The sequence below is a fragment of the Streptomyces sp. SID10853 genome, assembly GCF_010548145.1.
Classification (GTDB): Bacteria; Actinomycetota; Actinomycetes; order Streptomycetales; family Streptomycetaceae; genus Streptomyces.
Window position 1 is genome coordinate 1 of sequence record NZ_JAAGLN010000084.1, and the last position, 25,717, is coordinate 25,717.

The following is a 25,717-nucleotide window of genomic DNA, read 5'->3' on the forward strand; positions in this document are numbered from 1 at the left end:
AGCCGAGGAGGACGACCCCGACGGCGAGGAGTCCGTGGAGGCGCAGCCGCTCCGCGGCCGCTCGCTGCTCGGCCGCCGACCGGCCGGCGGTGGCGTGCGGGCCGTCGCCGGGGGCTTCTCCAGCCCGTTCCTGCTGCTCGCCGCGGTCCTGCTGGTCGTCGGCGCCGTCATCGGCTCGCTGATCGCGCTCGGTGCCGGCTGGCTCCTGGCGTACGTCTCCCGCAGGCTCAGCCGCGCCGAGGCGAAGTGGGCGGTGCTCGGCCTGCCGGGGCTGGCCCTGACGGGCGGGATCGTCTGGCTGTGGGGGCGGGCCGACGGGCGCTGGGGCACGCCGATCCCCGCGCACGGCATGGGCGACGCGATCTCCGGCGTCTGGCCGGTCGTTCTGCGGGTGGCGGCCGGGGCCTCCGCGCTGTATCTGGTGTGGCGGTCGCGAAGGCGGCTGCCGTGAGCGGTGCCGTGGCACGGCTGGTGCTGTGACACGGCTGGTGCTGTGACACGGCCGTGACGCCTTCGTACGGGCCGGGCAGCGGGCCTGAGCGTGGCCCCCCGCGGCGTCTGCTCTGTCCCCGTTTACGTCTGTAGCAGGCGTGTTGCTCTCTCGTGACGATCTTGGCCGGTAGAGCGGGCAAGCTGTTCGCAGACAGGGGTTCGGCGGGTTGCACGACCGGCCGCACCGTGAGCGGATGCGAAGGAGCTGGCCATGGGTATGTCTCGTAGGTTCGTTGTGACGGTTGCCGCCACCGCGCTGGCAGGAGCCGCCGGAGTGGGCGTCGCACAGGCATCCACCACGGCCCACACGTCCGCTGCGGCCGGCGTCAAGGTCTCGTCCTGCCGCCCGGCGAACCACACCGCGAAGATCACCCCGGATGCCTCCAGCGCCGGCCACCGCCACTACCGCGTCACGCTGACCGCGGCCCCCGGCACAGAGTCGTGCAAGCTGGCCGGTTCGCCCAGCGGCGTGCGGTTCCTCAACCACGGTTCCCTGGACGGCGTGACCGCGAAGGCGTACGGCAAGCAGACCTCCGCGGTGACCCTGAGCCCCGGCCACCCGGTCCACTTCGACATCCAGGTGCCCAGCGCCACCGCGGGCGCCAAGGCCAATGAGGTCACGTTCACGCTCAAGACCCCGGGCGGCGGGACGATCCCCGGTGAGTCCTCAGCGGAGGGCTCGCTCTCGGTCGACGCCGGTACCCAGATCGGCGCCATGCAGGCCGGAGCCTGAGACACCCGCTCCCTGTGCCGCCGTACCCCTGCGGGTGCGGCGGCACAGTGCTGAACGGGCCCCGGCAGCGGGACCCGCGCAGGCAAAGCGGGTCCTACGCAGGCAGCGGGACCCGCCCGGGCCGGCGAGGCTCAGCGCTTCGTGAGATCCCGCTGCAGCTCGTCGAGGATCCGGTCGGCCGCCGTGTAGCCGATGCCCTGGATCCACAGCTGGTCGTCGACGCCGTACGTCCTGCCGTCCCGCACCGCCGTCAGGTTCTTCCACAGACCGCTGCGCGTCGTCTGTGTCTCCTTGGCCTTCGCCGGGTCTCCGTACGTGGAGTGGAAGAGCACGTCCGCGTCGGCCAGGTCGATCCGCTCGGGGCTCACGTCGTACGTGAAGCCGTCCTTGGCCTTGTCGGCGATGGCCGGGCGGCCGACGCCGAGGTCCGCGAGGATCGTGCCGATGTAGTTCTTCCTGCCGTAGATCCGGATGTCGGCGCCCTCCACGAACCGCACCACACCGACCTTCGTGGCGGCCGCCTTCGCGGGCCCGCCGAGCGCGGCCACGACCCGCCGGACATGGGCTGTGTAGGCGGCGACGGCCTTCCCGGCCTCGGCCTGCCTGCCCAGAGCCTCGGCGTGCATCCGGAAGTTGGCCTTCCAGGGGTAGCCGGTGTTCTCCGTCATGACGGTCGGCGCGATGGCGCTGAGCTGGCTGTACTTGTCGCCGTGCCGGATCTTGCTGGTGAGGATCAGATCGGGTTTGAGGGCGGCGATGGCCTCCATGTTCGGCTGGAGCATCTCGCCGACGTCCTTTATCCCGGCGACCTTGTCCCTGGGCAGATAGTCGAGGAACCCGGATTTCACGTCCGCGTGGGTGGAGCCGACCGGCTTCACACCGAGCGTGATGGCGGAGTCCAGCTCGGCGGTGTCCAGGACGACGACCCGCCGGGGGTGGTCCGGGACCCGTACGTCCCCCATGGCCGTCTTCATGGTGTGGGTGGCGGCCGTCCCCGCGGACGGCTTGCCGCTGGTGTCACCCGACCCGCACGCGGTGAGAGCCAGCGCGGCGGCGATGACGAGAGCACCGGCGGCGGTACGGCGGCGGTCGCGGCCGTACCCACCGAGGAGTAAGCGCTTCATGACGAGCCCCTTCGACTGCTTGGACTGCTTCGGCTGCTTCGACTGCTTGGACGGCGTTCCCCTGGAATGGTGGTCCTCAGGACGGCGTCCCGGCAGGGGGCTCAGACGTCGGCCGCGCAGCTCTCGGACGCGGCGCCCCCGCCTGCCGCGCCCGCTCCCGCACCCGATCCGGTGTCCGCGCCCCACGGCGCCCCCGCCACGACCAGCGGCGACCCGGTCACCGGATCGGGGATGACGACCGACTCCAGGCCGAACACCTCCCGTACCAGCTCCGCGGTGACGATCTCCCCGGGGTGCCCCTCCGCGACGATCCGGCCGTTCTTCATGGCCACCAGGTGGTCGGCGTACCTGGCCGCCTGGTTGAGGTCGTGCAGCACCGCGACCACGGTCCTGCCGCGCTCCTTGTTGAGCCGGCGCATCAGGTCGAGCACCTCGACCTGATGGGCGATGTCGAGGTAGGTGGTGGGCTCGTCCAGCAGCAGCAGATCCGTCTCCTGGGCGAGCGCCATCGCGATCCAGACGCGCTGGCGCTGCCCGCCGGACAGTTCGTCCACGGCCCGCTCGGCGAGAGCGGTGATGTCGGTGCGCTCCATCGCCCCGGTGACGGCGCGCTCGTCCTCGTCCGACCACTGCTGCCACCAGTGCTGGTGCGGCTGCCGGCCGCGTGCCACCAGGTCGGCGACGGTGATCGCCTCGGGCGCCGAAGGGGACTGCGGGAGCAGCCCGATGGACTGGGCGATCTTGCGGGTGGGCGTACGGGCCAGCTCGGCGCCGTCCAGCAGCACCGCGCCGCTGCGTGGCTTGAGCAGCCGCCCCAGGGCCCGCAGGGTGGTGGACTTGCCGCAGGCGTTGGGCCCGACGATGACGGTCACCTGCCCGTCGGGCACGGCCAGGTCGAGCCCTTCGACGACGGTGCGGTCGTCGTAGGCGAGCGTCAGCTCACGGGCCGTCAGCCTGGCCGGTGCGGTGGCCCGCGGGGTGCTGGTCATGCGCTTCCTCCACTACGGCCGCGGGCACCGTGATTCTTCGCGATCAGCCAGATCAGATACGGGGCGCCGACCGCCGCCGTGAGGACGCCCACCGGCAGTTCGGTGGGCGCGAGGAGCTTACGGCCGAGCAGATCGGCGAGTACGACGATGAACGCGCCCATCAGCGCCGAGCAGAGCAGCGGGATCTGCGCGGTCCTGGTCATCCGGCGGGCGATCTGCGGGGCGAGCAGCGCGACGAAGTCGACGGGCCCGGCGGCACCGGTCGCCACCGATGCCAGCACCACACCGAGCAGGACGAGCCCGAGCCGCACCCGCCCGAGCCGGATGCCGAGCGCGGTCGCGGTGTCGTCGTCCATGGAGACGGTGCGCTGGGCGTACGCGGCCCACAGCATCGCCGGTACGAGCGCGAGCAGCACCCAGCCGAGCAGTCCGGCCTGGCTCCAGCCGCGGCCGTTCAGCGAGCCGGTGAGCCAGATCTGGGCCTGCTGGGCGACCAGGTAGTCGCCCTTGGTGAGGAAGAGCTGGGTGACCGAGCCCAGCGCGATGGCGAAGCCGATGCCGATCAGCACGAAGCGGGTGGCGTGCAGCCCGCCGCGCCAGGCGAAGACGTACACCAGGGCCGCGGCGGTGATCCCGCCGATGACCGAGAGGTACGGCAGGACGGCGGCCGACGTCACGCCGAGGGACATCGCGGCGACGGTGAGCGCGCCCGCGCCCTTGCTGATGCCGATGATGTCGGGGCTGGCCAGCGGGTTGCGTGCGACGGTCTGGATGAGCGCGCCGGCCACACCGAAGGCGGCGCCGACGAGCAGCCCGACGACCATCCGGGGCAGCCGCAGGGTGCCCACGACGAGTTCGTCGGGCGAGGGCCTGCCGGTGATGACCTTGAGGACCTCGCCGGGTGCGATGAAGTCCTCGCCGACGCAGAGGTACGCGACACAGGTGACGGCGAGCAGCACGGCGAGCGCCACGGCGACGGCCGCCGCCCGCCGGTGCAGCAGGAACGTGCCGCGCCCGGCCCGTACGAGGGAGTACCCGGCGGGGCGCACGGCCGCGGCGGGGGGCGCGGTGGCGGGGACCGGCTGTGTCACGCCGGGACCGCCTTCCGGCGTACGAGGGTGACCAGGAAGGGCACCCCGATCAGGGCCGTCATCACACCGGCCGGCACCTCGCTCGGCGGGAAGACGACCCGGCCGACGGTGTCGGAGACCAGCAGCATCACCGGGCCGATGAGGGCCGCCATCGGCAGCACCCAGCGGTGGTCGCTGCCGACGATCGCGCGGGCGATGTGCGGCACCGCGAGGCCGATGAAGGCGATGGGTCCCGCGGCCGCGACGCCGACGCCGGTCAGCACGGTGGCGCCGATGCCGCCGACGATGCGTACGGCCGCGACCTTCTGGCCGAGGCCCCGCGCCATGTCGTCGCCCAGCGCCAGCGCGTCGAGCCCCCGCGCGACCGAGGCCACCAGCACCACACCGACCAGCAGGAACGGCCAGATCTGGCCCACGATGTCGGTGTCACGGCCGCTGATCGAGCCGACCTGCCAGAAGCGGAACTCGTCCAGCGCCGACGCCTTGGTGGTCAGGACCGCCTGCACCACGGAGACGAGCAGGGCGTTGATCGCGGCGCCGCCGAGCGCGAGCTTGACCGGGGTGGCGCCGCCGCGGCCCCGCGATGCGATGGCGTACACCGCGACCGAAGCGAACGCCGCCCCGGCGAAGGCGAACCAGACGTATCCGGTGAGGCTGTGGATCCCGGCGAAGGCGATGGCCAGCACCACACCGACCGAGGCGCCCTGGCTGATGCCGAGGATGCCGGGGTCGGCGATGGGGTTACGGGTGATGCCCTGGAGCACGGTCCCGGCCAGGGCGAGCGCCGCGCCCACCATGAGGCCGATGAGGGTGCGCGGCACCCGCAGTTGGCGTACGACTTCGGCGGTGTTGCTGTGACCGCCGTGCAGCAGCGCGTCGATCACCGCCGACGGCGCGATGGCCCGTGCCCCGACCGCGAGGCTGAGCAGGACCGCCAGCAGCAGGGCCACGACGGCGGCGGCCGTCCAGGCGATGCGGCGGCGGGCCACGGGAGTTGACATCTGACCCATTCCGACAGTTGGTAAGGCTTGGCTAAGTCTAAGCTCAGCTGCTTCGGACGGGCCGGTCAGGTACCGGGAGGATGGAGGATGGAGGGCATGTCCTCACAACCGCTGACGGTCGGCTTCGACCTCGATATGACTCTGATCGACTCCCGGCCCGGGATTCACGCCGCCATGACGGCCCTTTCGGCCGAGACCGGGGCGTACATCGACGCCGATCTCGTGGTCACCCGGCTCGGCCCGCCGCTGGAGACCGAGCTGGCCCACTGGTTCCCGGAGGCCGAGATCCCGGCGATGCGCGACCGCTACCGTGAGATCTACCCCACATACGCGATCGAGCCGTCAGCGGCGATGGCCGGCGCCGCGGAAGCGGTGGCCGCGGTGCGGCGGCTCGGCGGCCGGGCGATCGTCGTCACCGCCAAGAACCAGCCGGACGCCGTGCGCCACCTGGTCCACCTGGGCATCGAGCCGGACGCCGTGATCGGCCGGCTCTGGGCGGAGGCCAAGGCGGAGGCGCTGCGCGAGCACGGCGCTTCGGTGTACGTCGGTGACCACATCGGGGACGTGCGCGGGGCGCTCACGGCGGGCGCGCTGTCCGTCGGTGTGCCGACCGGTCCGATCAGCGCGGAGGAACTGCGCGCGGCCGGAGCCGATGTGGTCCTGACGGACCTCACCGAGTTCCCCGCGTGGCTGGACGGCTACGCGGCCGGGGTCACCGCGGACGCCTGACCCGCCATCGCGGCGCGTGCCCGGCGGCGCTGGTCAGCGATGGAGCGCAGCAGTCCGGCGGCGGCGACGATGAAGCCGACCCCCATCAGCATGCACACGGCATACGCGAGGGACGGGAACGGGTGCGTCCCGAGGAACAGCGGGGCCACCGTGACCAGTGTGGCCACCGCTCCCACGAAGAAGATGATCGCGCCGGCCTGCACCAGCCGGTCACCGGCACGGGTGTCGGCAGGGGCGTCGGCCGATTGGGTTTCATTGCTCACCCGGCCAGGGTAGTTCCCAGCCCGGAGGAACTACGAAATGACGTCTTGTTACTGGTCCCCGGACGACGAGCCGGACCACTAGCCTGAGTCCCGGCGGGTCGGGTGACCCGCTGCAGTGCTATCCAGAGCCGTTTTCTACGACTACGAGGACGAGGACAGACGGTGCCCACCGGCAAGGTCAAATGGTTCAATCCGGAAAAAGGCTTCGGCTTTCTTTCCCGCGACGACGGGGGCGATGTCTTCGTCCACTCGTCGGTGCTCCCGTCCGGAGTCGACGCCCTGAAGCCGGGGCAGCGCGTGGAGTTCGGCGTCGTCGCGGGCCAGCGCGGCGACCAGGCGCTGACCGTGACCATCATCGACCCCACGCCGTCGGTGGCGGCGGCCCAGCGCCGCAAGCCCGATGAGCTGGCCTCCATCGTGCAGGACCTGACGACGCTCCTGGAGAACATCACGCCGAGCCTGGAGCGCGGCCGCTACCCCGACAAGGCGGCCGGGGCGAAGATCGCCGGCCTGCTGCGGGCGGTCGCCGACCAGCTGGACGTCTGACCGTACGGACACGGTCTCCCGGTGGGCCGGGGCGGGGAGCCGAATCCCCGCCCCGGCCCACCGGTCTGTCGGCCTTCTGTGGCGGCCGTCACGGCCGGGGCCAGGGCTGCCCGATGATCGTCTCGATGCGGGTGTTGAAGCGTTCGAGGGCGGCCGCGAACGCGCCGGTCTCCTCGGGGCTCCAGTCGGCGAGCACCCGCTCCAGATTGGTGACGGCGTCCTCGCGGTCGGCGTGCAGCTTCTGCGCGCCCTCCTCCGTCATCCGGAACTTCCGGGCGAGACCGCCCTCCGGGTCCGGGATGCGCTCGACGAGACCGGCGCGGGTCATCGCCGCGGTCTGCCGGTTCAGCGTCGAGGTGTCGAGGCCCAGTGCCTCGACGAGCTGCCCGATGGAGAGCGGGCCGTCGACCTCGATCCGGCAGAGCAGGACATAGGCGCTGCGCTCCAGGCGGGTGGTCTGCGCCATGGCCATGTACCGGTACCGGGCCAGCAGCGTCATTTCCCGCTCGACCCGCTCGAAGCTGTCGCTCGCCTGACGCACGCGGCGTCTCCTCTCGCGCATTTCCCGGCGCCGGTCTGCCATGCCGGTCTGCCACGCCAAGTTGCCTGTATAGCACGCGTGTGTGCATCATGCATACGATGTGTATGCTGCATATCCGCGCCATCGGGCGCGCAGCCGAAGAGGAGATCCCGTGAGACCGACCGCCACCGCGCCACCGCTCCCCAGGACCGGCCCCGTCGTCGCCGTCCTGGCGGGCGCGGGCATCGTCGCCGCACTGATGCAGACCCTGGTCGTACCGCTCATCGCACAGCTCCCGCAGCTGCTGCACACCACGCAGGGCAACGCCTCCTGGGTCATCACCGCGACTCTGCTCGCCGGTGCGGTCGCCACCCCGGTCACCGGCCGGCTCGGTGATCTGTACGGCAAGCGGCGGCTGATGCTGGTCTGCGTCGGGCTGCTGGTGGCGGGCTCGCTGATCTGCGCGCTCGCGGGCTCGCTGGCCCCCATGGTCATCGGCCGCGCGCTCCAGGGCACCAGCATGGGCATCATCCCGCTCGGCATCAGCGTGATGCGCGACGTGCTGCCGCCGGAGCGCGTCGGCTCGTCCATCGCGCTGATGAGCTCCTCGCTCGGCATCGGCGGTGCGCTCGGCCTGCCCATCGCGGCCGCGGTGGCGCAGAGCACCGACTGGCACATGCTGTTCTGGGGCTCGGCCGGGCTGAGCGCCGTACTCGGCGCTCTGATCCTGCTCTTCGTACCCGCGGCACCGGTCCGCGCCGAGGGCCGCTTCGACTACGCCGGGGCCGTGGGCCTCGCCGCAGGTCTCGTCGCCCTCCTGCTGGCCGTCTCCAAGGGCGGCGACTGGGGCTGGGGTAGCGCGAACACCCTGGGGCTGCTGGCGGCGGCCGTCGTCATCCTGCTGGTCTGGGGCGTCTTCGAACTCCGTACCAGGGACCCGCTGGTCGATCTGCGCACCACCGGGACGCGCCAGGTGCTGCTGACCAATCTGGCGTCCGTCGTGGTCGGCTTCGCGATGTACGCGCAGTCGCTCGTCGCACCGCAGCTGCTCCAGCTCCCCGAGGCCACCGGCTACGGCCTGGGCCAGTCGATGGTCGTGGCCGGCCTGTGGATGGCCCCGTCCGGGCTGGTGATGATGGCGGTCTCGCCGCTCGGCGCGAAGCTCTCGGCGGTCCGCGGCCCCAAGGTGTCGCTCCTCGCCGGCTCCGTGATCATCGCGATCGGCTACGGCCTGGCGACCGTCCTGATGGGCTCGGTCTGGGGCCTGGTGATCTTCGGATGCGTGATCAGCGTGGGCGTCGCCTTCGCCTACGGGGCGATGCCCGCCCTGATCATGGGTGCGGTGCCGCTCTCCCAGACCGCGGCGGCCAACGGCTTCAACTCGCTGGCCCGGTCGGTCGGTACGTCGGTCTCCAGCGCGGTCATGGGTGTGGTGCTGGCCCAGCTGACCGTGTCCTCAGGGGGCGTCACGATCCCGTCGGAGTCGGGCTTCCGTACGGCGTTCGTGATCGGCGGCGCGGTGGCGCTGGTGGCCGCACTGGTGGTCCTGGCGATCCCCGGCCGTGGCCGGCCGAAGCCGGCCGCTCACGCGGCGTCGGCGGCAGCGGAAGCAGCGGCGGCAGCGACGGAGACAGCGGCGGGGACGGAAGCGGTCCAGGCCGCGGGGAGTTCGAGCCCCTCGGGCAGGTGAGAGGCGAGCAAGGGCACGCAGGGGAGGCAGCAAGCAGGGGGGCAAGCACGCAGGTGGGGCGAGCAGCGGGGCGGCCACAGGGGGGAAAGCAGGGGGAGGCAAGCAGGCGGGGACGAGCAGCGGGGCGGCCACAGGGGGGCCGCCCCGCTGCTGCGCGGCTCACTCCGTGGCGAAGGCCAGCGCCTCGGGCGGCAGCGCCGGTACGAGCCCTTCGGCCGCCGCCCGGGTGAGCAGCCCGCGGACCGCCGCGTAGCCGTCCTCGCCGAGGTCGGCCGTGAACTCGTTCACGTAAAGACCGATGTGCTGGTCGGCGACCGCCGGGTCCATCTCCTGCGCGTGGCCCAGCACATAGGGCCTGGACACCTCGGGGTCGTCCCACGCCTGGCGTACCGAGGCGCGGACCGTCCTGGCCAGCTCCCGCAGCCGGTCCTCGCCCAGTGACCGCTTGGCGATGATCGCGCCCAGCGGGATCGGCAGGCCCGTCGTGGACTCCCAGTGCTGCCCCATGTCGGCCAGCGAGTGCAGCCCGTACTCCTGGTAGGTGAACCGCGCCTCGTGGATGACCAGGCCCGCGTCGACCTTGCCGTCGCGCACCGCCGGCATGATCTCGTTGAACGGCATCACGACGATCTCGCCGACCCCGCCGGGCACGACCTCGGCCGCCCACAGCCGGAACAGCAGATACGCCGTCGAGCGTTCGCTCGGCACGGCGACCGTCTTCCCGGTGAGGTCCACGCCGGGCCCCCTGGTGAGGACCAGCGGGCCGCAGCCGCGTCCGAGCGCCCCGCCGCACGGCAGCAGCGCGTACTCGTCGAGCACCCAGGGCAGCACCGCGTACGACACCTTCAGGATGTCGTACTCGCCGCGCTCGGCCATCCCGTTGGTGATGTCGATGTCCGCGAACGTCACATCGATCCGGGGCGCCCCCGGCACCCGGCCGTGGGCCCAGGCGTCGAAGACGAACGTGTCGTTGGGGCAGGGCGAGAACGCGATGTTCAGCGCGTCGGTGAGGAGCGGTGCCTCGGTTGCCTCAGTCATGTGCGGTTCCAACCTTCCAGTACGGGCGCGAGCTTCCCGAAAGCCGTGGTGAGCGCGGACAGCGCGTCGCCGATGCGCCAGGCGTCACGGTCGCGCGGGCCCACGGCGTTGGAGACCGCCCGGATCTCCAGCACCGGTACACCCGCCTGCGCGGCCGCCTCGGCCACCCCGAAGCCCTCCATCGCCTCGGCCACGGCCGCGGGGTGTGCGGCCAGCAGCCGGGCGGCCCGCTCCGCGGTGCCGGTGACGGTGGAAGCGGTGAGTACGGTGCCGGGCGTCGCACCGGTGGCGTCGGCCACCGCCCGTACGAGCGCGGCGGGCGGCCGGTGCTCCACCGAGCCGAAGCCGAGACCGGTGACCGGCACGAAGCCATCGGGCGTCTCGGCGCCCAGGTCCGCCGCGACGATCGCGTCGGCCACCAGCAGCGAGCCCGGCGCGGCGTGGAAGCCGCCGCCGATGCCCGCCGAGACCACCAGACCGTACGAGCCGCGCGCGAGCGCCGTGGCCGTACCGGCGGCCGCGGCGGCGGGGCCGACCCCGGCCGCGATCACGTCGTAACTCCCGGTCCCCGCGTCCCGGTCCGTGGTACCGGTCCCGAACGCGCGCGTGACCGCGTCCCGCTCAGCGGGGACCGCGGTCACGATGAGTACACGCAAGGCGTCAGGCGTCCTTCTTGAAGACGAACGACCAGAGCCCGAAGACCTTGGTGGTGCCGTCGCCCTCGGCGATGGCGACGGTCGACGAGTTGCCCTTGGCGCCGTACTGGGAGTTGAAGAAGACGTTGCCCGGGACCGTCGTGTAGGTCTTCTTGCTGACGGCGGTCAGCTGCTGGCCGTTGAGCAGCAGCACCCAGCCCTTGTCGGCGAGCTTCGGGTCCACACCGATCCGGACGGTCTTGTCCGGGTCGACCTTGATGGACTTGGTGCCCTTCTTCTTCGAGGCGCACGCCTTGGACGCGGCCATGTCCAGGGCCTTGCCGTCGTTGTAGCAGGCGGCCTCGGAGTGCACCGAGTTCGTGCCGACCGTCACGGTCGCCAGCGGCGTCGGCTTGTCGCAGGCGGACAGGACGAGGAGTCCGGCGGACACGGCACCGAGAGCGGCGGCGGTGCGGCGGCCCTTACCAGTAAGAAGCGCAACGGTCATGGGGCGAAGGCTATCGCCCGGCGCAGGTCACGCCACGCGGGGGTGCGGCGAGCCGCGCCTGGCGGCCGTCAGGAGCCCCCGTACGGTCGTGATCGCACCCACCGCGACCAGCGCGGCACCCACCGAAGCGCCCAGCATGCCGTTCAGCGGCAGAGCCATCGCGATGGCGCCGCCGACCACCCAGGCCAGCTGGAGCACCGTCTCCGAGCGCGCGAACGCCGAGGTCCGTACGGTCTCGGGGACATCCCGCTGGATCATCGCGTCCAGCGACAGCTTGGCCAGCGCCTGTGCGAAGCCGGCGACGGCGGCCAGCACCGTCACCATGACCGAGACGAAGAAGACCGCCGTGAGGACCGCGGTGCCCAGCGCCACCCCGAGCAGGACGGCGATCATGATCTCGGGCCCGCGGGAGCGCAGCAGCGCGCCGACGGCCGTGCCCAGCGCGTTGCCCCCGCCGGCCGCGACACCCACGACGGCCAGCGACACGGCGGCGCTCTGCCCGGCCATCGGGTGCTCGCGCAGCAGGAAGGCCAGGAAGAAGATCAGGAAGCCGGAGAGCGAGCGCAGCGCCGAGTTCGCCACCAGGCCGTTCAGTACGGAGGGGCCGACGGTGCGCAGCGACGGCTTGCGCTCGTCGGCCTGCTCCACCAGCCGGGCCTTGCCCTCGCCCTTCGCGGAGTCCACCTTGCGGGGCAGCGTGAAGGCCAGGAACGCCCCGCACAGGAAGACGGCGGACGCCCCGTACAGCGGCCAGGCGGGGCCGATCCGGTGCAGTCCGGCGCCGACCATCGCCCCCACACCCGTCGCGAGCAGCCCGCCGAGCGTGACCCGCGAGTTGGCTCTGACCAGCGAGAACCGTGGCGGCAGCAGCCGCGGGACGACCGCGCTGCGCACCACCCCGTACGCCTTCGACGCCACCAGGACGCCCAGCGCCGCCGGATAGAGCTCAAGGCCGCCGGTGGCCACGGCGCCCGACATGACGAGCGCCAGGACCACTCTGGCGATCATCGCGGCGGCCATCGCGGCCCGGCGGCCGTGCGGCAGTCGGTCGAGGAGCGGGCCGATCACCGGGGCGAGCAGCGCGAACGGCGCCATGGTGACCAGAAGATAGAGCGCGACACGGCCGCGGGCCTGACCGGTCGGCACGGAGAAGAACACGGTCGAAGCCAGCGCAACCGTGATCATCACGTCACCCGCGCTGTTCACGGCGTGCAGTTCGATCAGTTTGCCGAGGCCCGACTCGCCCGCGCCATGGGCGTTCGTCGCCCGTCTGATCCCTTTTGCGGTAGCAGTAAACGGCCGTTGGAGGGCATGGCCGACGGCCCGCCCCGCCCTGCGCGCCGGGCTGAATCCGTCGGACGACCTTGCGGTGGTCACCCCGTCATAGTGCCCCAACCCCGTACGACCCGAACCGGGATTCGGACGCGCAGGTGGGACGAGAGCCGGAGAAGGGGTAGCGTGCACGGAGGCTGCCGACCACTCCCGGGCGGGCCCGCGACGCCTGTCACCGCGCCTCGCCGCGTTGTCGGAAGCGCCCCGTGACTTCGGTTACCGGGGCGATCTCCGCCTTGCGATGCACGGCGCCAGACGCCGCGGGCTCCTCCGCCCGGGTGCGGCCGGCAGCCTCCAGCGCGCCACCGGCGGTTGTCCTTGGCTGTGCGCCTCTCCGTTATCCCGCAGAATGGGTGGGAGAAGGCGCGCGCCCGGGCATGTCGGGCGCGGACGTTGACGCGGTCCTCCGGTCCGCTCCGCCCGTTGCTCGTACGCGAAGTTCGTCCGGCGCACCCGTGAGACGGCGTAGGAGAGAAGCGAGACCTGTGAGTGCTGCGACGACGAGAAGCCGTACCCCTGACCGCCTGTGCGCCGAGGCGGTCGGCCTCGCCCGTGAGGCGGCGGAGGAAGCTGCCTTCCCCGGGGTGGTCGGCGAGCACGTCTCTGTGGTGGCCGAGGGTGACCGGGTGGTCACCCACTACTTCGAGTGCAAGGAACCGGGCTACCGGGGCTGGCGCTGGGCGGTGACGGTCGCCCGGGCATCCCGGGCCAAGCTCGTCACGCTCGACGAGACCGTTCTGCTGCCCGGCTCCGACTCGCTGCTGGCCCCCGAGTGGGTGCCCTGGAGCGAGCGGCTGCGCCCCGGCGACATGGGGCCCGGCGACCTGCTGCCCACCGAGGCGGAGGATCTGCGCCTGGAGCCCGGTTTCTCCGGTGAGGACGCGCCGCCGCCCAACTCCGTACTCTCGGACGAGCTGGCCGAGCGGGTCGAGGCGGAGGACGCCGAGGTCACCGACCGCACGGCGGTCCCGGCCCGCGGCACGGTCGCCGCGGTCGCCGACGAGCTGGGGATGCGGCGAGCGCGGGTGCTGTCCCGCTACGGCCTGCACCAGGCGGCGGACCGCTGGGACGAGGAGTACGGCGCGAAGACCCCAATGGCCCAGGCGGCCCCGGCTTCCTGTGTGACGTGTGCCTTCCTGGTCCCGCTCTCCGGTTCGCTGCGGCAGGCTTTCGGGGTCTGCGGCAACGAATTCGGCCCGGCGGACGGCCATGTGGTGTCCCTGTCGTACGGCTGCGGCGGCCACTCGGAGGCAGCGGTCATGCCGAAGCCCCTGCGCCCGGCCCCACTGGTACTGGACTCGACGGCGGCTGACCCGTTCGCCCTGCGCCCGGACCCGGAGGGCGGCTCGGTCTCGACGGAGGCGGCTCCGGGGGCGGACGACCTGGGGCATTCCTGAGGGGTGGGGTCTTCCCCGCCCTTCCCCATGCTCCGGGACCCGGGCCCTGCCGCTCCATCGCGGAGCCGACAGGGTCACAGGGGCCTGTTCACGCCTTCACTCCGCTACGGACACTTCGGGGTGCGCCGGGACGGGTGAGCAGGTATCAGGGTTGGAAAAGGTTCGGTCCGTCCTCAGCAGGAGGCATCTGCCGGGGCCGGTCGTGGCGGGCCGTTCTGTGCGGGCCTGTACTCCATCAGCAGCTGGCTGCCCCGTGGGCCGACCGGGCGAAAGCCTGCCTTGTGCCATGCCCTGATGGCTCGGTGGTTGGAGGCTTCGGGGTCGACGGTGACCCGGTCCCATCCCAGGACGGTACGGAGGTGCCGGACGAGGGCGCGGGCGGCGTCCGGGCCGTACCCCTGGCCCTGTACGTGAGGCAGGAGCACCATGTCGATGCCGCCTTCATGAGGGCCGGTGGTGACGTACTGGGCGTACCCCACGGCATCGACGCCCCTGAGGACCAGCAGCGACACCACAGCGGGACGCCGCCTTCCGGTGTACTTGGCGGCCACTTCCTCGCGGGTGAGAGGCCGTCCGCCCCAGTTGCGGACGAACCCGGGGTCGGCGAACCACTCGGCGAGCAGCGACAGATGCTCCTCCGTGGCGGGAATGAGTAAGGTCGCCTCGCCCGCGATGCCGCCCTCTGGCGTGTCCTTCATGGAATGCCGACCCCTTCGTGTGCGTGTTCCGCCCATCGTTCCCGCCCATCGTTCCAGCCCGGGGGAGGCGGGGGCTCACGGTGTTGGTGAACCACCCGAAGCGCTGGTGAAGCACCCGAATGTCCCCTTGCCCGCCGTTGTCGGGGAGACCGGGTTACGGAGCTGAGCGAGTGCGGTCCGAAGCGCTTCCAGCTCAGCGATGCGTTCCGCGTTCCGTTCGGCGAGTGCTGCGTTCAGCCCTGCGAAGAACCGTGCGCGGTACGCGAGGTCCGTCTCGATGTGCTGAAGTTCCGCGAACAGAGCGGGCTGCTTGGGGCGTTGACGGGTGAGTACGAGCAGGATGCGGGGGAGGCGTCGCCGCATGAGGGCCTGGAGGGCCCCCGCGACGAGAGCCAGCCGGACCAGTGCGTACGTCACGGCTGCTGCCCTCCGTACTCCTGTCCTTCGTGGTCGGCCTGCTGGTGGCGTCTGCGCAGTACCCGGCAGTCGGTTTCCCGGCTGGGGTCGTGCTCGGCTCTGGCGACCGCTTCGGCGAGGTCGAACTCCTCGCACTTCCGGCATGGTTCTTCCGCCGGGGTCACCATGCGAGCCCCTTGCGGCTCCGGATGTTGATACGCGCGTTCTCGGCGGTCAGCCGCTCCGCCGGCGTCGGGGGCCGAACCTCTCCGGGCACCGCCTCCCACTCGGAGCCACCGTTGACCGGCCGCAGTGACCAGTACGGGCCCGAGAGCCCGCGGAACTCCCCGGTTCGGTTGCCGTGCCCCGTATCGACCATGAGGGTGCCGAGATCCGGTACGCGCGAAGGTTCCTGTTCATTCGGGGTGTTATGTGCGGACACCGCCGCTCCTCTCCGTAGTCACTTCACTACCAAGGCGGCTCAGCGTGGCCTAGAGTCACGGTGTCTTCAACTTGCGTTATCTGTACAGAGAGTTGAGTGATGGTCGTTGAACAGAAAAGAGCTGGACCCCGAAAAGTCCCCGAAAGCGGCCTTCGGAGAGATGCTGCGCAGACTGCGGGATGAACGTGGCTGGACACAGGACGAGCTCGGGGACCGGATGGGGTGTTCCGGGACGCACATTTCAGCCGTCGAAACTGGGCGTCGCCCTCCAACTCGCCGCTTTGCAGCAAGTGCGGATCGGGCGCTCGGCACGGGGGACCGGCTCCAGCGCCAGAGTCAGGCAGTTCGGCAGACGGCACTACTGGAAGGGTTTCCGGAGTACGTCCGGCATGAGAGCCGGGCAGCGGAGATTCGCTTGTACGAAGTGGGCGTCATCCCCGGGTTGCTCCAGACCCCCGAGTACGCGGCAACGCTCGGGGAGAGCACCGTGAAACGTGGCGTCACCACCCCAGACCAGGCAGACGAGCGGATCGCGCTCGTGGCGGAGCGTCAGGCTTCGCTGATCCGGTCGCAGCCCCCCTTGGTCTTCGTGGTGCTTGACGAGAGCTGCCTACGCCGACCCATCGGGGGCAGGGCTGTTATGGACGGTCAGTTGGCACGTCTGGTCGCGTTCGCCGAACTGCCGAACACCGTGCTCCAAATTGCGCCGTTCGACATGGGAGTCCGCCGCCCGCTCAGCCTGCCGGTAACCGTGCTGACGATGCCGGACCGGTCCCTCATGTCGTACGCCGAGTCCGCCCAACGGGGACATCTGGAACGGGAAAGCCCGCTCGTGCTGCCCATGCTGGCCGCCTACCATCAACTACAGGCTGAAGCTGCCTCCCAAGCGACATCCGTGGCCATGATCGACCAGTTACGAAAGGGCACCCGTGACGACTGAAACCCCCCGCTGGTTCAAGTCCTCGTACAGTGAGAACGGCGGTCAGTGCATCGAGGTCGCCGCCAATCTCATCACCCCCTACGGCCTCGTTCCTGTCCGCGACTCCAAGAACCCGGGTGGCCCGGTCCTGTCCATTCCCACCAGCGCGTTCGCCTCCTTCGTGACGGGCGTCAGGGATGGAGAGTTGGGCATCGCCTGACCGACCCGGCCCCTGACGCATACGGGTGCAGGGCCGCCCCACGTCTCCTTGGCGCTCCTGGCCTCAGGCCCGGAGCGCCAAGCCCTGTAGGGGTGAGGTTCTGCCGAACCGCCTCGCCCCAGGCGTGCACCGGCCAGGGTGAGGCGGGTGACCACGACCGCCGCTGACCTCTGGCACCACTACGGCCGCGAACGTGCCGCCACCGACCGCTCAGTCCCCGAGACCTTCTCCTGGGCCTGGAGCCAGGACGGCGGGCCCGGCGCGGAAGCACTCGGTGACCTGACCGGTCTGTGTGTCGGTGACCTCGGCGCCGGATCCGCCCGGCAGGCTGCCCATCTGGTGGCCCATCATCAGCCCGCCCGGGTCGTCGCGGTCGACGCCTCTGCTGCCCGGCACGCCATGGCTACCGGCCTCTACTCGGGCCTCGCCCCGCGCCTGCACCTGGTGCACGCTGACGCCGTGGAGCACCTGCGCACCATGCGCGGCTCCTACGACGTGCTGTACAGCGTCTTCGGTGCCGTCGACTTCACCGACCCGCGCGACCTCCTGCCGGCCGCGGGCGCTGCGCTGCGGCCCGGTGGGCGGTTGGTGTTCTCCACCCTCGCCCACTATCTGAACGGTGAGCCGGCCGAGTCCGAGGTCGTGCACGCCGACATCGCGGCGAAGACGCCGGACGGGACACCAGCCACGGTGCGGCGCTGGGTACTCCGAGAACACCTGTGGGTGAACCTGCTCGACGCGGCCGGGCTGTCCCACACCACCGTCGACGTGCTGCCTGCGCCCGAAGGCGGGCAGCGCACCGCTGACACACTGCTCGTGACGGCATCCCGGAAGTAAGGCAACGCGCGACGGCGGCGGTCACCTGTCCGCACGTCGCCCGTCGTAGTGACGGCGCGCGGCGCCGACCGCGTCGAGGTGATCGACGGCCCATTCCAGCACGGCGTGCACAGGGGGCCGAAGGGTGCGGCCCATCGGGGTGATGCGGTATTCGATCGCCACCGGATCCGTGGACACGACCACTCGCTCGGCCATGCCGTTGCGCTCCAGCCGGCGCAGGCATGCGGTCAGCGACTTCGGGGTGACGGCGGGCAGGTGGTGCCGGAGTTCGTTGAAGCGCCGGGGACGGTCGCACAGTGCGGCCAGTACCAGCAGGGACCACTTGTCGAAGAGTTGGTCGAGTAGTTCCCGGCCGTCGCCGTTGAGCTCCACTTCGGGCACGTCGGTCTCCCTCGCGATACCTGATTTCGTTGAAGTGTATCCAGGCTACTAGGTATATATCAGATACTTATTGGCCTGACGGCGAAGCGGGAATCATGACTGACGCGTACTCGACCCAGACCCTCAAGGTCTCTCTCAGCAGCGGTGTGGCGTACGTCGTGATCGACAACCCGCCCCTCAATCTGCTCGACGCGGCCCTGATGAAGGACCTGGACCGGTTCGCGGACGCCATGTCGGGCGACCACGACATCCGGGTGATCGTTTTCGACAGCGCGGATCCGGACTTCTTCGTCGCGCACGGTGACATGACGGCCGCCGACGACCCCGCGGCCTTCGTCGGCCTCCCCGTTGCGCCTGGGGAGGACCAAGCCCTCAACCCGATGATGCGGCTCCATGAACGCATCCGGTCGCTGCCGCAGGTCACCATCGCCAAGCTGCGCGGACTGGCGCGCGGCGGTGGTGCGGAACTGATGTCCGCGATGGACATGCGGTTCGCATCGCTGGAGCGCGCCGGGATGGCGCAGATGGAGTGCCGGCTGGGAATCATCCCGGGCGCGGGAGGCACCGCGTATCTGCCAGGTCTGGTGGGCCGCGCACGCGCCCTGGAGATCATCCTCGGCGGGCAGTTGACCGATGCCGAGACCGCGGAGCGGATCGGATGGGTGAACCGGGCCGTGCCGGACGCCGAGCTGGACCACGTCGTCGACACCCTCGCCGCCCGTATCGCCGCTCTGCCTCCCGGCGTCGTCCGCGCCGCGACCGAAGCGGTCGACTCCGCGGCCGAGTCGACCACGCAGGGCCTGCGGAAGGCCAACGAGCTCCTCAACGGGCTCTTCGGTGAACCCGCCGCAGCCCGTCTCGCCAAGGCCGCACTGGCGGCCGGTGCGCACACCCGGGACGGGGAGCGTCACCTGGAGGCCCTTGTCGACGACATCACCTGAGAGCTTCTGCCGGAATGCACGCGGGCGTCACCGGCGGAGTCCAGGGGCGTCGGCGTCAGGAGCGCCCCGCCCCGTCACACCCGCACGCGCAACTTGTCCATGTGAGGGTGGAGTTCGTTCCAGACGCGTTGCCGTGACCGGAAGGACCGCGCCTCGGTGAACAGGAGCGGCGGGTCGAAGGTGTGCAGCTGTGTGCCCCAGCCCTTGGTGAAACGGATCACGGCGGACAGCTGGGCCCCGTCGGCGGCGGGCGCCGTACGCGGGAGGCCCGGGAGCCGGGGAAATCCGCGGACCTGGGGGCCGCGTCGCGGAAAGCGTTCGGCTCCGCGCCGGAACTCGGCGGTGGCCTCCGCCGCGAACCGGCGGTACTGCTCAGCATCGCCGGTCACGAGGAGCAGCACGTGCGGTGGGTTGCGCAGGCGTACGGCCTCGCAGAACCGCCATATGTTCTCCGCCCCCGGAACGGCCACCGCGATCACCAGCCACGCATGGACCAAGGCGGCGGACACCATGGGGCGGGTGTCGTCCGCCGGCAGGTCGAGGCGCGCCCACCGGCTGCCGGGCGCGGGGTCGTCCGCCGGGCCGACGGCGACGAATTCCCCGTACCCCGGGAACCACTTCTCGACGGCCCGGTGCGCTCGCTCGTCCCCGCCGGGGAGGCCGGTCTCCGGATGCAGGAGCAGCACGCTCTCCTCGGTGTAGATGTCCTCGGGGGTGCGGGGGCGGCGCCGGTAGGCGGTGGTGCGGCGCAGGGTCATACGGAACCAGTACACGCCCAGGGCCACGAGCACGGGGCAGGCCCACAGCCACATACGGGTGCCGAGGTGCGCTGCGCCCAGGGGCGTGAAGGCCCCCAGAGCCGTCATTCCGTAGAACCATAGGGACCACTGCCGGTGTACGTAGGACCGCGTCGACTCGGTCTGCGGGGCGGAACGGCTCTCCCGCTTGTCCGGGGGTGCGGCCGGGGCGACATCCGGCGGCAGTATCCGTACCCCCTGGTCGAGTTCCTGTTCACCGGATTCGAGACGTGCTTTGACGTAGCCGTAGAAGAGCAGCAGGGGCAGGGCGATGAAGACGGCCTTGGTGCCGGGGCTCCCGTGCCTGCCCTTGCGTATGAAGTCCGCGTACGGGAGCCAGAGCGAGAGGACCAGGAACATCCAGCGCAGCTGCCGGGGAACCCCCCAGGGCCTCACGGCCCGCCCCGGGAGACGCAGTTCGAGTCGGGCGATGAAGTCGCGGACCGCCCGTCGCACGGCCAGCCGCGGCGAGAGGCGGGCCACCGCGCGTGCGGATCCGGTCAGCGGGGCGAACTCGGGCTCCCGGCCCGCCCCGAACACGATCGCGCCGATGAGCGGGTCACGCCTGGAGCGCCGGGCGGACCGGGTGGACTGGGCGGACCGGGTGGTGGTCCGGGTCATCTCGTGGTGGCCGGGCAGCGTCGGGAGCGGAGGTAATCGGGCTCCCTGTGCGTCGAGTTCGGGGGCGCGCCGGTCCGCGTACGCGGCCGTGAGTCGCCGGAAGCGGTCATAGCCGTCCGGGTCGTCGAAGACGATGAGTACGAGCTGTTCGGCCGGCAGCAGACGTACCGCTTCCGTGTACTCCCACAGGGTGCCTTCGGCCGACTCGTCCGGGCTGATCGACGCCACCATGACGACGAGCCGGGACCGGCGGATCGCTTCGGAGACGGTGGCGCGCCAGTTGTCGTGGGGGAGATAGAAGCGGGCCGCGCCGAGCCGGGGAAGCCTCTCGCCGGGCTCGCCCACGCTGATCACACGGCCCAGGCGCAGGAAGGGCAGGACGATACGTTCCTCCCAGGTGCGCTGGGAGTCCACCGACGCCAGGCCGGCCAGGGCCAGCGTCCAGTTCCACACACCGCGCACCGGCTGGGTGGTGCCCAGTTCCCTGTCGCGGCCGAAGGCCCGGAGATACAGCACATAGGTGTGGTCCTCCAGGTGTTCGTGCAGTACGGCGCCCTTCAAGGGGCGGGAGGTCAGGACGCGCCTGGTGTACTGGAGGGTCTGCCGGGACACCGACTCCGCCCTGACCGCCATGAAGAACGCGAACGGCGCCACGGCGATCTGCCACCAGACGATCGAATTCCCGGACACGGCCTCGGAGATGGCCGCCAGACCGAGCGCGAGCGCCAGCGCCGCCGTGCAAGTGCCCAGGATGCCGGTCGTCAGCGACAGCCGGAGTCCGTCGTTCTCCTTTTCCCTGTTCTCCTTCATGCTCCCCCGCACAGTGGATGAAAGATGACGGGCATCCACTGTTCCACGTGGCCGGCAGGCGTGTGCGTCAGGTGGTTGTGTCCGGTGTGTGTGCGGGTCCTCGTGGGAAGGCACCCTCTCCCGCTCGCCTACCGGGTGTTGAATGAGGACATGTTCGATCACAAGAAGCTTGGCCGGACCGGGATTTCCGTTGCGCCGCTCTGTCTGGGCGGCAACGTATTCGGCTGGACGGCCGACCAGGAGCAATCGTTCGCCGTACTCGATGCCTACGCCGCCGCGGGCGGGAATTTCATCGACACCGCGGACTCGTACATCTACCAATTTCCCGGCAATCAGCCCGGACAGTCGGAGACCATCATCGCTGAGTGGCTCTCCGCGCGCGGCAACCGGGACGACATCGTCGTCGCCACGAAGGTCGGTGACCACCCGGAGCGCAAGGGTCTCGCGCCCGCCAACGTCGAGGCGTCCGTGGACGATTCGCTCCGGCGCCTGGGGACCGACCGCATCGACCTGTACTACGCCCACTTCGACGACGAATCCGTGTCGGTCGAGGACGTCGTCACGACGTTCGACGGCCTGGTGCGCGCCGGTAAGGTGCGGGCCCTCGGGGCGTCCAACATCAGCCCGGAACGCCTTGACGCCATGCTGCGGTTCGCCCGCCAGGAGGGCCTGGCGGGCTTCCAGGTGCTCCAGCCCCAGTACAACCTCGTCTCCCGTGACACCTACGAGGGCGAACGCCGGGACATCGTCCAGCGAGAGGGACTGGCCTGCGTCCCCTACTTCGCCCTCGCCTCCGGGTTCCTGACCGGCAAGTACCGGCCGGGCCGCCCGGTGGACAACGTGCGCGACATGCCCGGCCTGGCCGGTGGTTACGCGGACAGTGAGCGCGGCATCAGGGTTCTCGCCGCCATGGAAGAGATCGCGTCGGCACACGGCGTACAGCTGGCCACCGTCGCCCTCGCCTGGGTGGCCCAGCAGCCGACCGTGGTCGCACCGATCGCCTCCGCGCGGGTGGTGGACCAGGTGCCGGCCCTCGCCGCCCTGGCGGACCTGCGCCTCTCCGATGCCGAACTGCGGTCCCTGGACGCCGCGTCCGCCTGACGTCAGCCGCACTCGCCTCGACGGCAGCCGGGCTTGCGTCGACGTCAGCCGCGCTTGCGTCGACGGCAGCCGCGCTCGCCTCGACGGCAGCCGCGCTCGCCGCCCCCGCCCCCGCCCCCGGTCAGGTCCGCGGGCTGATTCCCCGCACGGTCAGGGCGAGCAGGCGGTCCGCTTCGGCGCCCGGGTCCGGGTGATGTTCCGTGGCCAGGGCGATGCCCGTGACCAGTGCGATCAGGTCGCCGATGGTCACGTCCTGCTCCACCGCGCCCGCCTGTGCGGCGCGGTGGAGCAGGGGGCCTGCTGCGGCAGTGAGCTTGGCCGAGCAGGCGTTCACATGCTCCGGGCCGTCGGTTCCGGCCGGGGCCAGCGCGTCGGCCATGCCCCGTGCGGAGGTGGCGTACGCGGTGAGCGCTGCCAGCCAGTCCAGCAGCGCGGCGCGTGGGTCGGGTGCGTCGGCCAGCTCGGTGGCGTGGGCGCGCAGGGCCTCGACCCGTTCGCTGAACACCGCGTCGAGGAGCGCGTGCCTGCTGGGGAAGTGGCGTCGCACGGTGGCTGATCCGACTCCGGCGGTGCGGGCGATCTGTTCCAGGGAGGCGTCGGCGCCGTGTGCGGCGACCTCGTCCTCGGCCACGGCGAGGATGCGGGCGTAGTTGCGCCGGGCGTCTGCGCGCTGGGCGGTCATCGGGTCATCTCCGGCTTGCTAAGTGGCGGGGCCCTCCGTATCGTACCGAAGGATAAGTGGCGGGCCTCGCCACTTAGCTGTGTGTGCGACCGGCCGAGGGGCATCATGACGTCAGAATCCCAGCCAGTACTCGTTGTTGGTGCCACGGGCAGGCAGGGCGGCGCCACCGCCCGGGCCCTGCTCGCGGCGGGCATCCCCGTCCGGGCGCTGGTCCGTGATCCGGGCACCGGGCGGGCCGGGGCCGTCGCGGCGCTGGGTGCCGAGCTGGTCACCGGCGACCTCGACGACCGCGGCTCCGTGGCCCGCGCCGCCGAAGGAACCCGTGCCGTCTTCTCGGTCCAGATGCCCGACATGGACGGACGCGGCTTCGAGGGCGAGGTGGCCCAGGCCGTCCACCTGATCGAGGGCGCGCGGGCTGCCGGGGTACCGCAGTTCGTGCACAGCTCCGTCTCGGGCGCCGGGCAGCATGTCGACTGGGTCAGGGGCCGTTGGGCCTGGATGGAGCCGTACTACACCGCGAAGGCCGGAATCCAGGACCGGGTGCGCACGGCCGGCTTCACACACTGGACGCTCATCAAACCGGGCTACTTCATGGAGAACTTCCTCCCCGCCGAGAAGATCATGTTCCCCCGTGGTGTGGACGGCGGCCTGGTGAGCCTCCTGAAGCCCGCGACCCGGCTCTCCCTCGTGGCGGTCGACGACATCGGCAGGGCCGCAGCCGCGGCCATCGCCGCACCGCGGCGGTTCGACGGAGTCGAGCTGGAGCTGGCGAGTGAGGTCCTGACGATGGCGGAGATCGCCGAGATCCTCTCCCGCGGTCTGGGGGCCGGGCTGACGGCACCCGACATGACCGAGGAGGAGGCGAGTGCCGCCGGGATGCCCGGCATGGGCTTCGCGCAGGCGCACATCAACGAACACGCTCAGCCCGCCCGTCCGGAATACGCACGGGCCCTCGGCATCCCCCTCACCACTTTCGAGGAATGGGCCGGAGGGCATCTGCGGGCCGCGACCTGACGGCCGGCGGGATCCGGGTTACGGGAAGGCGGGCGGGCAGGGGAGAGGAACGGGGACGGGGGCGGGCAGGGGAGGGGAACGGAGACGGGCGGGGAGGGGAACAGGGACGGCCGGGCAGGGGAGGGGAACAAGCCAAGCCCGCCCCGGGCGCCCACCCGCGGCAGGTCCCGTCCCCCGGTACGCGGTACCTTCAGCCGGGACCGGGACGGTCCCCGTACCCCGCCCCACAGAGGAGCACAAGCCGTGATCGTGGAAGCGACAGACGCAGCCGACCCCTTCGGGACGGCACGCCTGAGGCGTGGTGTGCTCGATGCCTGGGCCACCACCCCCGCCCGGTTCCGCGAGGACGCCAACGCCGAGGAGGATCTCGCGCTGGGCGGCTACCGCGACCGCCTCGTCGTCGAACTCGCCCAGAACGCCGCCGACGCGGCCGCCCGCGCCGGTGTGCCGGGCCGGTTCCGGCTCACCCTGCGGCCGGGCGAGGGCGACGCCCCCGCCGTGCTCGTCGCCGCCAACACCGGTGCCCCGCTGGACGCCACCGGCGTCGAGTCACTGAGTACGCTCCGCGCTTCGGCCAAGCGCACCGAGGCCGACACCCACGCGGCCGTCGGCCGGTTCGGGGTCGGATTCGCCGCCGTACTCGCGGTGAGCGACGAGCCGGCGGTCGTCGGCCGGCACGGCGGCGTCCGGTGGTCACTCGCCGAGGCCCGCGAGCTCGCGGCCGAAGCGGCCCGCGCCCAGTCATCCGGTACGGCGTCCGATACGTCATCCGGTACGGCAGCCGGACAGCCGGACACGGCACCCGGCGGCCTCGCCGACGAACTGCGCCGCCGCGAGGGACACGTACCGCTGCTGCGTCTCCCGCTGCCCGCCGAAGGCACCGCCCCCGACGGATACGACACCGTCGTCATCCTCCCGCTGCGCGACGCCGGCGCCGACGACCTGGCCCGGCGGCTCGTCGCCTCGGTCGACGACGCGCTGCTGCTGACCCTGCCCGGCCTGGCCGAGATCGTGATCGAGACCCCGGACGGCGTCCGCACCCTGACCCGTTCGGAACACGGGGCGTACGTCCACATCGACGACAGCGCTTCGGGCGGCGGCATCCACCGCTGGCGCACCGTCGCGCACCACGGTCCGCTGGAGCGCGCGCTGCTCGCCGACCGGCCCGTCGAGGAGCGGCTGCGTCCGCACTGGTCGGTCACCTGGGCCGTCCCGGTCGACGGCGACGGCGCACCCGTACGCCCCGGCACCGCCCCCGTCGTCCACGCGCCCACCCCGACCGACGAACCGCTCGGTGTGCCCGCGCTGCTCATCGCCTCGCTGCCGCTGGACACCGCCCGCCGCCACCCCGCGCCGGGCCCGCTCACGGACTTCCTGGTGCAGCGCGCGGCCGACGCGTACGCCGAGCTGCTCGGCGACTGGGAGCCCGTATCGGTCGCCACCATCGACCTGGTACCCGGCCCGCTCGGCAAGGGCGAACTCGACGGCGCGCTGCGGGCCGCGATCCTGGAACGGCTGCACCGGGTGGCGTTCCTCGCGCCCGCCGCCCCGCTGGATGACGTGGCCGGCGAAACCGACGAGGAGAGCGGCGTACGGCGCCACGCCCTGCGCCCCTTCGAGGCCGAAGTCGTCGAGGGCGCGGGGGACGACACCGTACGGGTGCTGGCCGAAGTGCTGCCGACGCTGCTGCCCGCCGGGCTCGAACGCCGCGCCGAGCTGCGCACGCTGGGCGTCGGCCGGCTGCCGCTCGGCGACGCCATCGACCGTATC

Annotated in this window: 28 protein-coding genes and 2 pseudogenes; 13 read left to right on the forward strand and 17 right to left on the reverse strand. The window is 71.6% G+C overall.

From position 1 onward, the window contains the following. Both G3I19_RS17845 and G3I19_RS17850 read left to right on the forward strand, forming a co-directional pair. Positions 1 to 451, forward strand: a pseudogene (locus G3I19_RS17845) (hypothetical protein); the annotation flags it as partial. Between the two features lie 252 nt (positions 452 to 703). Continuing rightward, positions 704 to 1,225 carry a DUF4232 domain-containing protein gene (locus G3I19_RS17850; protein ID WP_164264622.1) on the forward strand — a complete coding sequence of 174 codons (522 nt, stop codon included), beginning with the start codon at positions 704 to 706 and terminating at the stop codon, positions 1,223 to 1,225. Between the two features lie 131 nt (positions 1,226 to 1,356). Here the strand turns inward: G3I19_RS17850 and G3I19_RS17855 are convergent, their stop codons facing one another. The 4 genes from G3I19_RS17855 to G3I19_RS17870 all read right to left on the reverse strand — a co-directional run bounded on the left by G3I19_RS17855 (position 1,357) and on the right by G3I19_RS17870 (position 5,430). Further along, on the reverse strand, positions 1,357 to 2,349 hold the full coding sequence (locus G3I19_RS17855; protein ID WP_164264623.1) for an iron-siderophore ABC transporter substrate-binding protein: 993 nt from the start codon (positions 2,347 to 2,349) through the stop codon (positions 1,357 to 1,359). Between the two features lie 101 nt (positions 2,350 to 2,450). Further along, positions 2,451 to 3,338, reverse strand: a complete 888-nt coding sequence (locus tag G3I19_RS17860) for an ABC transporter ATP-binding protein (protein WP_164264624.1) — start codon at positions 3,336 to 3,338, stop codon at positions 2,451 to 2,453. Beyond that, positions 3,335 to 4,429, reverse strand: coding sequence for an iron ABC transporter permease (locus G3I19_RS17865; RefSeq protein WP_343235132.1), 1,095 nt, complete (start codon positions 4,427 to 4,429; stop codon positions 3,335 to 3,337). The genes G3I19_RS17860 and G3I19_RS17865 overlap by 4 nt, the downstream gene beginning before the upstream one ends. Continuing rightward, on the reverse strand, positions 4,426 to 5,430 hold the full coding sequence (locus G3I19_RS17870) for an iron ABC transporter permease (RefSeq protein ID WP_239074475.1): 1,005 nt from the start codon (positions 5,428 to 5,430) through the stop codon (positions 4,426 to 4,428). The genes G3I19_RS17865 and G3I19_RS17870 overlap by 4 nt, the downstream gene beginning before the upstream one ends. A gap of 96 nt (positions 5,431 to 5,526) precedes the next feature. Here G3I19_RS17870 and G3I19_RS17875 point away from each other — a divergent pair, with 96 nt between their 5' ends. After that, complete coding sequence (locus G3I19_RS17875; RefSeq protein WP_164264626.1) at positions 5,527 to 6,159, forward strand: HAD hydrolase-like protein; 633 nt, start codon at positions 5,527 to 5,529, stop codon at positions 6,157 to 6,159. On the opposite strand, the gene G3I19_RS17880 is transcribed toward G3I19_RS17875, so the two are convergent. Beyond that, a complete protein-coding gene (locus G3I19_RS17880) occupies positions 6,129 to 6,422 on the reverse strand; it encodes a hypothetical protein (RefSeq protein ID WP_164264627.1) in 294 nt (97 codons plus the stop codon). The genes G3I19_RS17875 and G3I19_RS17880 overlap by 31 nt on opposite strands. Positions 6,423 to 6,584: 162 nt before the next feature. On the opposite strand from G3I19_RS17880, the gene G3I19_RS38110 reads away from it, so the two are divergent. Then, entirely contained in the window at positions 6,585 to 6,968 is a 384-nt protein-coding gene (locus G3I19_RS38110) for a cold-shock protein (protein WP_164264628.1), read from the forward strand. Between the two features lie 88 nt (positions 6,969 to 7,056). Here G3I19_RS38110 and G3I19_RS17890 read toward each other — a convergent pair whose 3' ends face one another. After that, entirely contained in the window at positions 7,057 to 7,467 is a 411-nt protein-coding gene (locus G3I19_RS17890; RefSeq protein ID WP_239074477.1) for a MarR family transcriptional regulator, read from the reverse strand. Between the two features lie 193 nt (positions 7,468 to 7,660). Here G3I19_RS17890 and G3I19_RS17895 point away from each other — a divergent pair, with 193 nt between their 5' ends. Then, positions 7,661 to 9,178 (forward strand): MFS transporter, encoded by a 1,518-nt coding sequence (locus G3I19_RS17895; protein ID WP_343235133.1) that lies wholly within the window; start codon positions 7,661 to 7,663, stop codon positions 9,176 to 9,178. A 159-nt stretch (positions 9,179 to 9,337) separates the two neighbouring features. Here G3I19_RS17895 and G3I19_RS17900 read toward each other — a convergent pair whose 3' ends face one another. The 4 genes from G3I19_RS17900 to G3I19_RS17915 are packed head-to-tail and all read right to left on the reverse strand — an operon-like array spanning position 9,338 to position 12,736. Beyond that, positions 9,338 to 10,216 carry a 1,4-dihydroxy-6-naphthoate synthase gene (locus G3I19_RS17900; RefSeq protein ID WP_164264629.1) on the reverse strand — a complete coding sequence of 293 codons (879 nt, stop codon included), beginning with the start codon at positions 10,214 to 10,216 and terminating at the stop codon, positions 9,338 to 9,340. Continuing rightward, positions 10,213 to 10,872, reverse strand: coding sequence for a futalosine hydrolase (locus G3I19_RS17905; protein WP_164264630.1), 660 nt, complete (start codon positions 10,870 to 10,872; stop codon positions 10,213 to 10,215). Before G3I19_RS17905 ends, G3I19_RS17900 begins: the two co-directional genes overlap by 4 nt. Positions 10,873 to 10,876: 4 nt before the next feature. Next, on the reverse strand, positions 10,877 to 11,359 hold the full coding sequence (locus G3I19_RS17910; RefSeq protein ID WP_164264631.1) for a DUF2771 domain-containing protein: 483 nt from the start codon (positions 11,357 to 11,359) through the stop codon (positions 10,877 to 10,879). Between the two features lie 27 nt (positions 11,360 to 11,386). Further along, positions 11,387 to 12,736, reverse strand: coding sequence for an MFS transporter (locus tag G3I19_RS17915; RefSeq protein WP_164264632.1), 1,350 nt, complete (start codon positions 12,734 to 12,736; stop codon positions 11,387 to 11,389). A 440-nt stretch (positions 12,737 to 13,176) separates the two neighbouring features. Between G3I19_RS17915 and G3I19_RS17920 the strand changes: the two genes are divergently transcribed. Continuing rightward, positions 13,177 to 14,088 carry a DUF3027 domain-containing protein gene (locus tag G3I19_RS17920; RefSeq protein ID WP_164264633.1) on the forward strand — a complete coding sequence of 304 codons (912 nt, stop codon included), beginning with the start codon at positions 13,177 to 13,179 and terminating at the stop codon, positions 14,086 to 14,088. Between the two features lie 173 nt (positions 14,089 to 14,261). Here G3I19_RS17920 and G3I19_RS17925 read toward each other — a convergent pair whose 3' ends face one another. From G3I19_RS17925 to G3I19_RS17935, 4 genes are all read right to left on the reverse strand, one after another. Continuing rightward, entirely contained in the window at positions 14,262 to 14,786 is a 525-nt protein-coding gene (locus G3I19_RS17925) for a GNAT family N-acetyltransferase (protein WP_164264634.1), read from the reverse strand. A gap of 75 nt (positions 14,787 to 14,861) precedes the next feature. Next, positions 14,862 to 15,203: a hypothetical protein gene (locus G3I19_RS17930; protein ID WP_164264635.1), complete on the reverse strand. Its 342-nt coding sequence runs from the start codon at positions 15,201 to 15,203 to the stop codon at positions 14,862 to 14,864. Next, positions 15,200 to 15,370, reverse strand: coding sequence for a hypothetical protein (locus G3I19_RS36910; RefSeq protein ID WP_203599720.1), 171 nt, complete (start codon positions 15,368 to 15,370; stop codon positions 15,200 to 15,202). The genes G3I19_RS17930 and G3I19_RS36910 overlap by 4 nt, the downstream gene beginning before the upstream one ends. Then, entirely contained in the window at positions 15,364 to 15,561 is a 198-nt protein-coding gene (locus G3I19_RS17935; RefSeq protein ID WP_203599723.1) for a hypothetical protein, read from the reverse strand. The genes G3I19_RS36910 and G3I19_RS17935 overlap by 7 nt, the downstream gene beginning before the upstream one ends. Before the next feature lie 223 nt (positions 15,562 to 15,784). On the opposite strand from G3I19_RS17935, the gene G3I19_RS17940 reads away from it, so the two are divergent. The 3 genes from G3I19_RS17940 to G3I19_RS17950 all read left to right on the forward strand — a co-directional run bounded on the left by G3I19_RS17940 (position 15,785) and on the right by G3I19_RS17950 (position 17,600). Then, complete coding sequence (locus G3I19_RS17940) at positions 15,785 to 16,564, forward strand: helix-turn-helix transcriptional regulator (protein ID WP_164264648.1); 780 nt, start codon at positions 15,785 to 15,787, stop codon at positions 16,562 to 16,564. Next, on the forward strand, positions 16,554 to 16,763 hold the full coding sequence (locus G3I19_RS17945; protein ID WP_164264637.1) for a DUF397 domain-containing protein: 210 nt from the start codon (positions 16,554 to 16,556) through the stop codon (positions 16,761 to 16,763). Before G3I19_RS17940 ends, G3I19_RS17945 begins: the two co-directional genes overlap by 11 nt. 147 nt (positions 16,764 to 16,910) lie before the next feature. Beyond that, positions 16,911 to 17,600 carry a class I SAM-dependent methyltransferase gene (locus G3I19_RS17950; protein WP_164264638.1) on the forward strand — a complete coding sequence of 230 codons (690 nt, stop codon included), beginning with the start codon at positions 16,911 to 16,913 and terminating at the stop codon, positions 17,598 to 17,600. A 21-nt stretch (positions 17,601 to 17,621) separates the two neighbouring features. Here the strand turns inward: G3I19_RS17950 and G3I19_RS17955 are convergent, their stop codons facing one another. Continuing rightward, entirely contained in the window at positions 17,622 to 17,981 is a 360-nt protein-coding gene (locus G3I19_RS17955; protein WP_164264639.1) for a helix-turn-helix domain-containing protein, read from the reverse strand. A gap of 95 nt (positions 17,982 to 18,076) precedes the next feature. Between G3I19_RS17955 and G3I19_RS17960 the strand changes: the two genes are divergently transcribed. After that, positions 18,077 to 18,922, forward strand: coding sequence for an enoyl-CoA hydratase/isomerase family protein (locus G3I19_RS17960; RefSeq protein ID WP_164264640.1), 846 nt, complete (start codon positions 18,077 to 18,079; stop codon positions 18,920 to 18,922). Between the two features lie 74 nt (positions 18,923 to 18,996). Here the strand turns inward: G3I19_RS17960 and G3I19_RS17965 are convergent, their stop codons facing one another. Beyond that, on the reverse strand, positions 18,997 to 21,150 hold the full coding sequence (locus tag G3I19_RS17965; protein WP_164264641.1) for a hypothetical protein: 2,154 nt from the start codon (positions 21,148 to 21,150) through the stop codon (positions 18,997 to 18,999). 150 nt (positions 21,151 to 21,300) lie between these two features. Here G3I19_RS17965 and G3I19_RS17970 point away from each other — a divergent pair, with 150 nt between their 5' ends. Next, positions 21,301 to 22,251: an aldo/keto reductase gene (locus tag G3I19_RS17970; protein WP_164264642.1), complete on the forward strand. Its 951-nt coding sequence runs from the start codon at positions 21,301 to 21,303 to the stop codon at positions 22,249 to 22,251. Between the two features lie 121 nt (positions 22,252 to 22,372). On the opposite strand, the gene G3I19_RS17975 is transcribed toward G3I19_RS17970, so the two are convergent. Beyond that, positions 22,373 to 22,933 (reverse strand): TetR/AcrR family transcriptional regulator, encoded by a 561-nt coding sequence (locus tag G3I19_RS17975; RefSeq protein ID WP_164264643.1) that lies wholly within the window; start codon positions 22,931 to 22,933, stop codon positions 22,373 to 22,375. Positions 22,934 to 23,038: 105 nt separating this feature from the next. On the opposite strand from G3I19_RS17975, the gene G3I19_RS17980 reads away from it, so the two are divergent. Then, positions 23,039 to 23,947 (forward strand): NmrA family NAD(P)-binding protein, encoded by a 909-nt coding sequence (locus G3I19_RS17980; protein WP_164264644.1) that lies wholly within the window; start codon positions 23,039 to 23,041, stop codon positions 23,945 to 23,947. Positions 23,948 to 24,196: 249 nt separating this feature from the next. Next, positions 24,197 to 25,717: pseudogene (locus G3I19_RS17985) on the forward strand (molecular chaperone Hsp90); the annotation flags it as partial.

Coding starts and splice junctions, on each gene's coding strand:
- G3I19_RS17980 (WP_164264644.1), top strand. CDS start 23,039: ATGACGTCAGAATCCCAGCCAGTACTCGTTGTTGGTGCCACGGGCAGG.
- G3I19_RS17940 (WP_164264648.1), top strand. CDS start 15,785: ATGCTGCGCAGACTGCGGGATGAACGTGGCTGGACACAGGACGAGCTC.
- G3I19_RS36910 (WP_203599720.1), bottom strand. CDS start 15,370: ATGGTGACCCCGGCGGAAGAACCATGCCGGAAGTGCGAGGAGTTCGAC.
- G3I19_RS17860 (WP_164264624.1), bottom strand. CDS start 3,338: ATGACCAGCACCCCGCGGGCCACCGCACCGGCCAGGCTGACGGCCCGT.
- G3I19_RS17965 (WP_164264641.1), bottom strand. CDS start 21,150: ATGAAGGAGAACAGGGAAAAGGAGAACGACGGACTCCGGCTGTCGCTG.
- G3I19_RS17890 (WP_239074477.1), bottom strand. CDS start 7,467: ATGACGCTGCTGGCCCGGTACCGGTACATGGCCATGGCGCAGACCACC.
- G3I19_RS17855 (WP_164264623.1), bottom strand. CDS start 2,349: ATGAAGCGCTTACTCCTCGGTGGGTACGGCCGCGACCGCCGCCGTACC.
- G3I19_RS17975 (WP_164264643.1), bottom strand. CDS start 22,933: ATGACCGCCCAGCGCGCAGACGCCCGGCGCAACTACGCCCGCATCCTC.
- G3I19_RS17850 (WP_164264622.1), top strand. CDS start 704: ATGGGTATGTCTCGTAGGTTCGTTGTGACGGTTGCCGCCACCGCGCTG.
- G3I19_RS17910 (WP_164264631.1), bottom strand. CDS start 11,359: ATGACCGTTGCGCTTCTTACTGGTAAGGGCCGCCGCACCGCCGCCGCT.
- G3I19_RS17875 (WP_164264626.1), top strand. CDS start 5,527: ATGTCCTCACAACCGCTGACGGTCGGCTTCGACCTCGATATGACTCTG.
- G3I19_RS17960 (WP_164264640.1), top strand. CDS start 18,077: ATGACTGACGCGTACTCGACCCAGACCCTCAAGGTCTCTCTCAGCAGC.
- G3I19_RS17900 (WP_164264629.1), bottom strand. CDS start 10,216: ATGACTGAGGCAACCGAGGCACCGCTCCTCACCGACGCGCTGAACATC.
- G3I19_RS17970 (WP_164264642.1), top strand. CDS start 21,301: ATGTTCGATCACAAGAAGCTTGGCCGGACCGGGATTTCCGTTGCGCCG.
- G3I19_RS17925 (WP_164264634.1), bottom strand. CDS start 14,786: ATGAAGGACACGCCAGAGGGCGGCATCGCGGGCGAGGCGACCTTACTC.
- G3I19_RS17935 (WP_203599723.1), bottom strand. CDS start 15,561: ATGGTCGATACGGGGCACGGCAACCGAACCGGGGAGTTCCGCGGGCTC.
- G3I19_RS17870 (WP_239074475.1), bottom strand. CDS start 5,430: ATGTCAACTCCCGTGGCCCGCCGCCGCATCGCCTGGACGGCCGCCGCC.